Annotated in this window: 6 protein-coding genes; 3 read left to right on the top strand and 3 right to left on the bottom strand. The window is 52.8% G+C overall.

All coding sequences use genetic code 11. From position 1 onward, the window contains the following. Positions 1 to 1,024: DNA cytosine methyltransferase (locus AB2U09_RS01265; protein ID WP_459190876.1), on the top strand; the 1,024-nt coding region annotated here is incomplete at its 5' end. A gap of 18 nt (positions 1,025 to 1,042) precedes the next feature. Continuing rightward, positions 1,043 to 1,675 (top strand): class I SAM-dependent methyltransferase, encoded by a 633-nt coding sequence (locus AB2U09_RS01260; protein WP_459190875.1) that lies wholly within the window; start codon positions 1,043 to 1,045, stop codon positions 1,673 to 1,675. On the opposite strand, the gene AB2U09_RS01255 is transcribed toward AB2U09_RS01260, so the two are convergent. The 3 genes from AB2U09_RS01255 to AB2U09_RS01245 all read right to left on the bottom strand — a co-directional run bounded on the left by AB2U09_RS01255 (position 1,668) and on the right by AB2U09_RS01245 (position 5,588). After that, a complete protein-coding gene (locus AB2U09_RS01255; RefSeq protein ID WP_459190874.1) occupies positions 1,668 to 2,375 on the bottom strand; it encodes a BsaWI family type II restriction enzyme in 708 nt (235 codons plus the stop codon). The two genes, AB2U09_RS01260 and AB2U09_RS01255, sit on opposite strands and share 8 nt — an antisense overlap. Next, complete coding sequence (locus AB2U09_RS01250; protein ID WP_459190873.1) at positions 2,372 to 3,445, bottom strand: PDDEXK family nuclease; 1,074 nt, start codon at positions 3,443 to 3,445, stop codon at positions 2,372 to 2,374. Before AB2U09_RS01250 ends, AB2U09_RS01255 begins: the two co-directional genes overlap by 4 nt. Before the next feature lie 1,276 nt (positions 3,446 to 4,721). Then, on the bottom strand, positions 4,722 to 5,588 hold the full coding sequence (locus AB2U09_RS01245) for an HNH endonuclease (RefSeq protein WP_459190872.1): 867 nt from the start codon (positions 5,586 to 5,588) through the stop codon (positions 4,722 to 4,724). Positions 5,589 to 5,785: 197 nt separating this feature from the next. On the opposite strand from AB2U09_RS01245, the gene AB2U09_RS01240 reads away from it, so the two are divergent. After that, positions 5,786 to 8,497, top strand: a complete 2,712-nt coding sequence (locus AB2U09_RS01240; RefSeq protein ID WP_459190871.1) for a DrmE family protein — start codon at positions 5,786 to 5,788, stop codon at positions 8,495 to 8,497. The last annotated feature ends 9 nt before the right edge of the window (positions 8,498 to 8,506 follow it).

Genomic DNA, 8,506 nt, shown 5'->3' with positions numbered 1-8,506 from the left:
CCGCTTCGTCGACCACTATCAGCCCAAGGCCTTCCTGATGGAAAACGTGGAGGGAATGCTCTCCGCAGAAAACGAGGACGGCAAACCTGTCGTCGATACCATCAAGGAGCAGATGCGCGGGGAGCGGCAGGTTGCAGATCTGGATCTTGATCTCGATTACAGTGTCAAGGTCCAGCTTCTGGACTCGGCGAACTACGGTGTTCCGCAGCATCGGAGTCGACTATTCTTCATCGGCAACCGTGTAGGCGCGGAAAACCCGGATATGGAACAGTGGGAGACACACAGGTCTCCGAAGAACGAGGAAGAGAAGAAGATCAAGTACAAGAAGGATCCATCCAAGCGTTCCGAAGAAGATCAGCACACGCTTGATGGGTTCGTTGACGAACGTGAAGACGAGGAGTTCCCTACTTTCCGAAAGGACAAGCGGAGCAAAGAGCCGTGGAATACCGTGGCCGATGGCATCCTCGATCTTCCTCCTGTGTCCCCGAAAGGTGAGACCCCGCCGACCAAAGCAGAGGAATACGAGATAGGCCCTGTTTCAGAGTATCAGTACTGGGCAAGAGATCTCGGCGAGGATCAGGATTGGGAGGAACAAGATCTTCTGAATCATGAATGCCGTGGCCACAATATGCGTGACCTGACTCTCTACAAGCTTCTCGGAGAGGGGACCTCGTACATTATCGGAGATATCCCTGAGGAGCACCAGCCCTATCGGACGGATATCTTCCCGGACAAGTTGAAGAAGCAGAATCCGAAAGAGCCTGCTACCACGATTGTGGCTCATCTCTATAAGGACGGCCACATGTTCATCCACCCGAATGAGGCCCGTTCAATCACGGTTCGGGAGGCTGCACGGCTTCAATCATTCAAGGACACTTTCGAGTTCCCAGTCTCACGCACTCACGCATTCAAACAGGTTGGTAACGCTGTTCCTCCGCTACTGGCTCAGGCTCTTGCCACTGCTATTCGCACAGAAATCTTCAATCAGCCTATTCAGGAAGAAGAAGCTCAGAAAGCGGATTGAATACCTTATTACTTAGAGATGACTACGATACAGAATAGCGCTAACGTACTAGTTGCCTGCGAATTTTCAGGTGTTGTAAGAGACGCTTTCAGAGATGAGGGTTTTGACGCTGTAAGCTGTGACCTTCGGGAAACAGAAAGGAACCCGGAATATCATATCAAGGGAGATATCTTGGAGGTATTAGAGGAAAGGGGCGAAGAATTTGATTTGATGATCGCACATCCGCCGTGTACGTATCTCAGTAATTCAGGGGTGAGATGGCTGTACGAGAAAGAGGAAAGATGGCAGGATATGGTTGAAGGCGGAGTATTCTTCAGAAAGCTTCTGAACTGTGAGAAAATTCCGCATATAGCTGTAGAAAACCCTGTAATGCATAAATGGGGAAAGAAGGTAGCTGGAATAGAAGACTATCCTGATGAGCTACAGCAGACTGTTCAGCCTTGGCAGTTTGGAGAGCCTGAGAAAAAAGGGATATGTCTATGGTTGAAGGAACTTCCAAAACTCGAGCCAACAGATGTAATCGAGGATGAAGACGAGAGGGAGGCAAGGGTGCACGAGATGCCTCCCAGCGAAGAAAGGAGTAAGGAAAGAAGCAGGTTCTTCCCTGGTGTCGCAGAAGCGATGGCAAAGCAGTGGGGCGCAGTTATCTAAAGCTGCTCCATTCGTTTTCAATGTGGTCTATCAGTCGTTCCATTGGATATGCTACTCCAGAAGTTCCTTTATCTACTGTAGGCGCATAGCCGAAGTCGAATAGTTCTACAATATCTTTGGATTCGACGTCGTCGTAGAAATCAACCGTGCCGAATCCCATGTAGATGTCGCGTTCGAACTCGCCTGAGAAGGAATAGTTGTGTGTAGGGCAGTTGGGATCAGAACAGGAGTGTGTAGCAACCTCAAACATTAGTTTCCACATGCCGCTTTGAGCCATTCTTTCCCGGAAGCTGGTTTTACAGGAGATGATGAAGATAGGTCCGCCATCTGGATCGTAGTAGACTATATCAGAGTCCGGTGATAGGATAGTCTCATCTTCTCCACCGATTACGGGAACTGCATCCGCTAGCTCTGTCGACTCAAGCTTTTTGCTATGAAGGAGTCTTAGACCGTTTTCAGCTGCAACGTCTGCCGTAGCGTAGGAGACCAGTGCCTGGAAGTAATTTCCTGCGACGTTGGATCGGACCTGTGAGACATCTTTTCCATTTTCTTCTGCCCGTGCTGTGACTTCGTCGACCACATTTGTCATCAGACCCTCTATATCGGTGAGGATTTCACGGTCGGTTCTGCGGTTAACGTCTTCCTCAAAGATGTCCCAGTAGGTATATTGCTCAATTCGGGATTTCACATCCTGATTCATAGATCGGCGGAAACCCCTGTGAACTCAACCACGTCCTCGATAAACCGGTCTGCAGGACGGAGCGTGTAGGAAAGGTCGTCGTCGTTGTTGTATCGATTCCAGACGAAGGAATCTCGTGGGACGTAAATCCTGCTTCCGTCGTTGCTGATGTCGTGCAGCTTCTCCTTGGAGACGTCGGCCATCAGTAGAGAGACAAACCAGACCTCGTCGACTCCGATTTCTGCTTCTCGAGAGAGGCTTTGGCGGAAGCGTTCTCGGAGAGTTCGCTTGCAGGAGAAGCCGATACTGCCCTCTGGTCCATCGACCATGTTGTCGATTTCGAGGTCACCGAAGTGAGCAGGATCTCCGGTAGCAGGAACCCCAAACTGATTGAAAATATGCTGAAGACCAGTTTCGAGAACATTCCCTGCTGTAGAAGCACGGCTCTGACCTGCTCTACGTTCATATTCCTGAACAATCCCGGAGATAATCCTCGCTACTTCTCTCTGCTCGATGTGTGGGTCATCTCGAAGTTCCGCCATCTCCTCATAGATATAATCGATTAGTGGCTCTCGTTGAGCACCAAGCTGGTAAGCTTCGCCCTCGAAATCGACGTTGTACAGGGCGTCGTAGGCTTTTGAAGGGTCAAGATTTCCTCTATCGGTTTCAAGAGTTTCGTTTACTATGCGGATGATTTCTTGTTTTCCGAAGCTTGGAGCTGTATCCAAGATTTCGCTGGTACGAACGACGGCGTCAATTGCTATACGGAACTCGCGTATATCATCCTCTTCTTCGATTCTTCGCAGTATTCTTTCCGCTAGGTCCTCGGTCTGTCTGTAGCGTTTGGATATATCGCCGCCGTATGTCTTGTTGACGGAACCAGTGATGGTGTCTCTGATCTGCTGTTTCTGAGTTTCTAGGTCTGTCTCGTTCAGCAGGCCTTTTCCTTCGAGTTCGTTACCAAGTCGGGAGGAGAGTTGCTTCAGAGTCTGGGTTTCCTTGGTGGCGTAACTACCGTAACTGGAAGCGACGAGATCGCGGGCAAACCAATATACCTTGAACTCGGAGGGGTCGCCGGAATAATCTGCCATCTATCCGATAACGACTCAACAAAACGTAATGAGAATCTGCTACATCTTGCACACATTTTAGACACGATCACTGTTTCTCCGCTTGTATTTCCTAGCGCGCTTCCCGGACCCACACCCACTGCAGCCGCAACCGAGGACGGAATAGCCGACATCGTCCGCCTACTGGGATTCGTCAATCGCTGCCCGCTCACTGACCGAGGTCGGCCGGATCTTCACCACAGAATACAATGGCCACATCCCCGAAAATCTTGAAGGCTTAAGAAACCTTAGCGCGTCGGTGACTACTCGGCCCGCGCAACCCAGTTATTTGCACGAGACCAGCCACTGGCGCCCGTCGACACGAACTTCGTACGCATCATAGAGCGGGTATCCGAATATGATTTCCCCACCCAGCACAAAAGGGAATCTGTCTACACGTTCCTCAGCACGCTGGTACCGTCAGAATCCGCACTCGCCCGTGCGTTAGACCTCGCATTCCTTGATCTGGGCGCGCTTATCTGCACAGCAAGCACTCCCTCATGTCCCGATTGCCCGCTGAAACCAGCTGTGCATACGCCAGCGAGCCAACCAAGAGCTAACGGAGGACAGTACCCTCTCGAAGGACGCCAGCGAGTCGGGGCATTACACTGAATCTAAATTAACTGAGGGGCAGGATGGCCTTGATATGTCAGGGGGGAGCGTAGCTCTCATTTGAGCAGAAGCTGCACACCCTAGTCCGGTAGAGGGGTCATTGAGCTGGAGATCAAGGATGCTAGGTCTCTACAATCTCTCTGACCGTCTTCACTCCCTCGTCCAATGTGATCCGTGCAGTGACTGAGGACATATCATCCGTGCGTTTCCAGCGTGTCTTGTCCTTGCGTGTTGGTCGATAGGATCCGACTGCCTTACCGTCGGCGGCTAGAATGATAGACTCGTCATTCTGCAGTGGCACGAGCTCAAAGAATTTCGGGTTAAGGTAGAGGTTTCTGTCTGGATTATCTACCTCCTTTGCGGGAGTGGCCAGTTAGATATCTTCCTCTCTTCCCGTTGAACTCACTGACGAACGGAGCCGCCGGGATTCTACTGACCGAGCGTTGTGGTTTCGAGGACGAGGGGATACTTCCCAAGTAGTCAATCGGGTGCAAACAGCTGACGGATTACGATTCTTGACGGAGTCCTCTGGTCCTGTCAATGGGAGGGTGAATACGGCTGGATCTCTGTGAGAGAGAGAGGGTAGGCATCATCAGTTCGAGGGAGTGTCGTGGCCGCGTTGTCAATGGATTCGATAACTGATGAGTTAGTCTTGAAGGGTGATTTCGCGTGTGCGAGGTTCGGTTGTAGTTGTGTCGACGAACTCTACGGGGCCAAGGCGGCCCTTGGTTACGGTGGCTTTGATCTCGCGGCCGGCAGGTAATTCAAATCGGGCGTTCCCGCTGCGGTCGGTCGTTGTTTCAAGGGTGATATTTGTTCCGTACTGGCTGGAAACGGTGAGCTCAACGGTGGCATCGTAGAGTGAGAGGTCGGCTGAAGAGGTGACGTGAACGGTGTATTCGCTATCGAAGTGGATTCCCATTTCATCGAGCAGACGCTCGAAGTCCTCTGCCGCGGCAAGGGCGTCGCCGGGTCCAATTTCGAATGTGGCCGTTGAGAGGGCGGGCGTGTTTTCTGCTGGGGTGCTTTTTTCGGCGATGAGGCTGAGGCTCGGGAGGTATTGGCGGTGTTCAGAGGTTACTACGGGTTTTCTCACGGTTGCCATTCGAGGGTCTGCGTCGATTGAGGGGAAGATGGGGGCTTCCCGCCAATTGCCGTCTAGGTCGTCAACGTCGGGGTGAATGAGGCGGTGACAGGGCAGGCACAGCGCGAGGAGATTATTGAGGTCGTGTTTTCCGCCCTGATCGAGGGAGAGGTAATGGTGACAATTAAAGTCGGAGTTCGAAATGTCTGTTCCGCAGCGGGCGCACAGGCCCCCCTGGTACTCTCGGATAGCTTCGCGTCGGCCGCCGTGGGTAGTCGAGATATCTGTACGTTTCTCCCCCCAGTCTGGTGGGTATTTTCTGTCGCCGAAATAGGAGTGCGAGAAGGTGACGTTGTCTGGGTGGTTGTATCTTCGGTTGAGGTTGTAGGTATCGTAGAGGTCTCGCAGAGTCAGGTTAGTGTGGTTCATTTTGCGCCCTAGTTGTGCGTGCGTTGACTGGTGGAATTTGGTTGCGGTGGGGTGTTGCTGGGCGTGGTATTCTGGGCCGGGGGCATGGGTGCAGGAGATTCTGGATGGGTGTGGGAGCGAGGAGTGGGTACTGAAGTGGTGGGGTCTATTCGAGACATACATTTATTGACTTCTATTAATATTTCTACTATAACCCAATGACTGCCGGCAGTTCGCAGCGTCTGAGAGATCTACTAACCGTCGAAGACCAAGCAGCCCCAGTGCTTGTTACGGATACTCTCGGAAAACTCCATTACAGAGAGGAACCAGTCTCACTGACCCGGTTCGATCGCTCATATGTCGCTGCTGCCGCTGCGGCACAACAGCAAAATCGGAATATTGCGCTTATCTACCCCTCCGCTCCGACATATCTCCAGCTAACGGTACTTCTCGCGATTGGCTACCAGACGCGCTCCATGCCGCCAACGCTGTTCATTAGTAATCGGTCTGGGGCAGGGATTCGCGACCAGTATTTCAATGTAGGAACCGGGGAATCGTTACCGAGCTCACCGGTGAACTCGCTCGCGGACGCAACCGCCCCTATGGTCAAAACTGGCGACGGACAGAAGCTGTCCTACATCACAAACCACAAACCCCGCAACTGGAACGGTGATTACGAAGGCGTCTCAGTCATACATTCAACACTGGGGAAAAAGATCGCGGGGGAATTCCCGACCAAGGAGGAACTCCCACTGTCCTCGATTGTTCTGGACGTCACAACCAAACTGCTGAGCGATTTCGACGTAATAAAACAGTATCAGGAGGCCGCAGCAGAACGAAACATCCCACTGATCTATCTATTCGATAGCCCCTCCCATCCACATCTCGACCGACTGGAAGATCAGAACGCAACCCTATCCCCCGAGTCACAGACTCTCTTCTGGGGGATCAGTCAGTTAGTTCTCGAAGAAGGTGGGGCAGATCTCCTCCGCAGCATGGCTGACCGGTCGAAATTCGAGCCAGAATCGATCACGGCCGAAAGTGCTGATCCGACCTCGCCGTTTGAGGCGTCACTGCCGGTTCTCCAGAATCTCATCAGGGGTGTCGACAGGGAGATAACGAATCTAACGTACAGCGATTTGCAGCCAGTCGCAGATCGGGCCTCTGAAAAAATCAGTGAAGTCTCGTGGTATGTGGCTCGGCAGACGGAGTCAGAACCACGTTCGGTGTCGCGGACGATGCGTGATCTCTACTTTACGTATAATTATCTCAGTACGCTACCGACATCGGTCGAATTCCATGACGACGTGATGGCGTTCGACAGTGGCTGGGGATCGGGCTCAACGGTTGACCAGATGATCGAGAATATTCGCGGAAACTATGCGCAACTAGAGCAGGATGTGACTGGCGCTGGGAACATGCTCGATGATGCCTGTCAAGCGCTTTCCGCGATGGTGTCGGAGTTGACTGAGCGAAATCCGAAAGCTGACACCATCGTTGAAGAAATCAAAGAGGCGATCGATCGGGAGGAGTCGCTTGTCGTGTTAACTGCAACAACGCGGCAGACATCCCTGCTTCGGTCGTTCGTGACTGAGCAGGGCGGAGTTCGCGGGCAAGAGCTCGATGAGGCGGGTGTGGATTTCCATCCCGCATATAGTACGCATACGATTCCGCAGGCCGATCGGTTGTTGTTCCCGGGGGTGCCGTCGAAAAGTCATCGACCCGCGGTGCTTTCCGGTGGTGCGTCGACGCAGACGTATTTAACATATGAGTGGGAGGTGGATCGGCTCGAATACTGGCTTGATGAACTGCAGGCAATTGCTGAATATCGCTGTGGGCCGGGAATGATGAAGCATACAGCTGAACAGCTCGATGTGGACTACAGTGGGCTTGCGGATCTGATTTCGCTCCCGGATACCGGGCACGCGCCTGTTCCCCGGTCTTCTGATGAACAGCAATCCATGGATGGCGAGGAGGGTGTCGAGGAGGATGGGATTGCAAAGACGACGAAGCGGCGTGTTGGGTCAGACACGGCGACGAGTGTTGGGGCGAGTGATTCTGCGGCGGAGGAGGCGGGCACCATCGATTCGGACTCGTTTACGCCGGATGGCGACGCCTTCGAGAAGGCTGGTGAGCATTTCGATGATGGGTCTGAGCAGGAAACGGTGAATGCGGGGCGAGAAGATACTGGGGGTTCGTCGCGGGGGAGTGTGGAGGCGGTGCGAATTGAGTTGAGTGGGGGTGTTCATATTTTTGAGAAGCCGGATGGGCGGGTGTGGGTGTATGATGAGCGGCAGACTGGTAAGCGACGGCGGACGCGGAAGGCGGCACGGGCGCTTGAGCAGGGTGATACGGTGCTTATCACTGAGCAGGAGAGTCGTCGAGACCTGTTTAAGCATATTGTCGAGAAGATTCGTTCAGAGGTTCCTGAGTTCAAGAAGTATAGTAAGATGCTCGAGTTCTGGCGGTCGAATCTGGAGCGGATTGTGAACGAGGAGGATTTGAACCCGAGGCAGATCGAGCATGCGCTTCAGGAGTATGCTGATGAACATGATGAGTCTGAGGTGACGCGGACGTATCATGCGGTGCGTGATTGGATTACTGGGGATGGGATTGGGCCCAGTGATGCGAGGGTGATCAAGGCGCTTGGGGAGATCTATGATATTGATATTTACAAGGAGATGGCAAGTGAGATTGAGGCGTCGTTGGATGAGATTCGTAATCTCCACCGGCAGGTTGGCAGGCAGCTGGAGAAGATCGTCTTCGATGCGGGGTCGGGTGAGTCGAGTGATGAGTGGCTGTTTGAGGAGCTGAATATTCGAGTTGGGGATATTCAGGATGCGGTTGAGTATCGATCTGTTGAGTCGGTTAGTGAGGATACGATGGAGGTGGATAGTTACGATCTGGGGAGGCTGTTTAATTCCTCGTAGCTCGGGTCG

It is taken from the genome of Halosimplex yunnanense (genome assembly GCF_054504345.1).
This window is presented reverse-complemented; position numbering and strand designations above follow the sequence as displayed.

What these genes read in the sequence shown, in the direction of transcription:
- AB2U09_RS01260 (WP_459190875.1), top strand. Translation starts at nt 1,043, where the DNA reads ATGACTACGATACAGAATAGCGCTAACGTACTAGTTGCCTGCGAATTT.
- AB2U09_RS01255 (WP_459190874.1), bottom strand. Translation starts at nt 2,375, where the DNA reads ATGAATCAGGATGTGAAATCCCGAATTGAGCAATATACCTACTGGGAC.
- AB2U09_RS01250 (WP_459190873.1), bottom strand. Translation starts at nt 3,445, where the DNA reads ATGGCAGATTATTCCGGCGACCCCTCCGAGTTCAAGGTATATTGGTTT.
- AB2U09_RS01245 (WP_459190872.1), bottom strand. Translation starts at nt 5,588, where the DNA reads ATGAACCACACTAACCTGACTCTGCGAGACCTCTACGATACCTACAAC.
- AB2U09_RS01240 (WP_459190871.1), top strand. Translation starts at nt 5,786, where the DNA reads ATGACTGCCGGCAGTTCGCAGCGTCTGAGAGATCTACTAACCGTCGAA.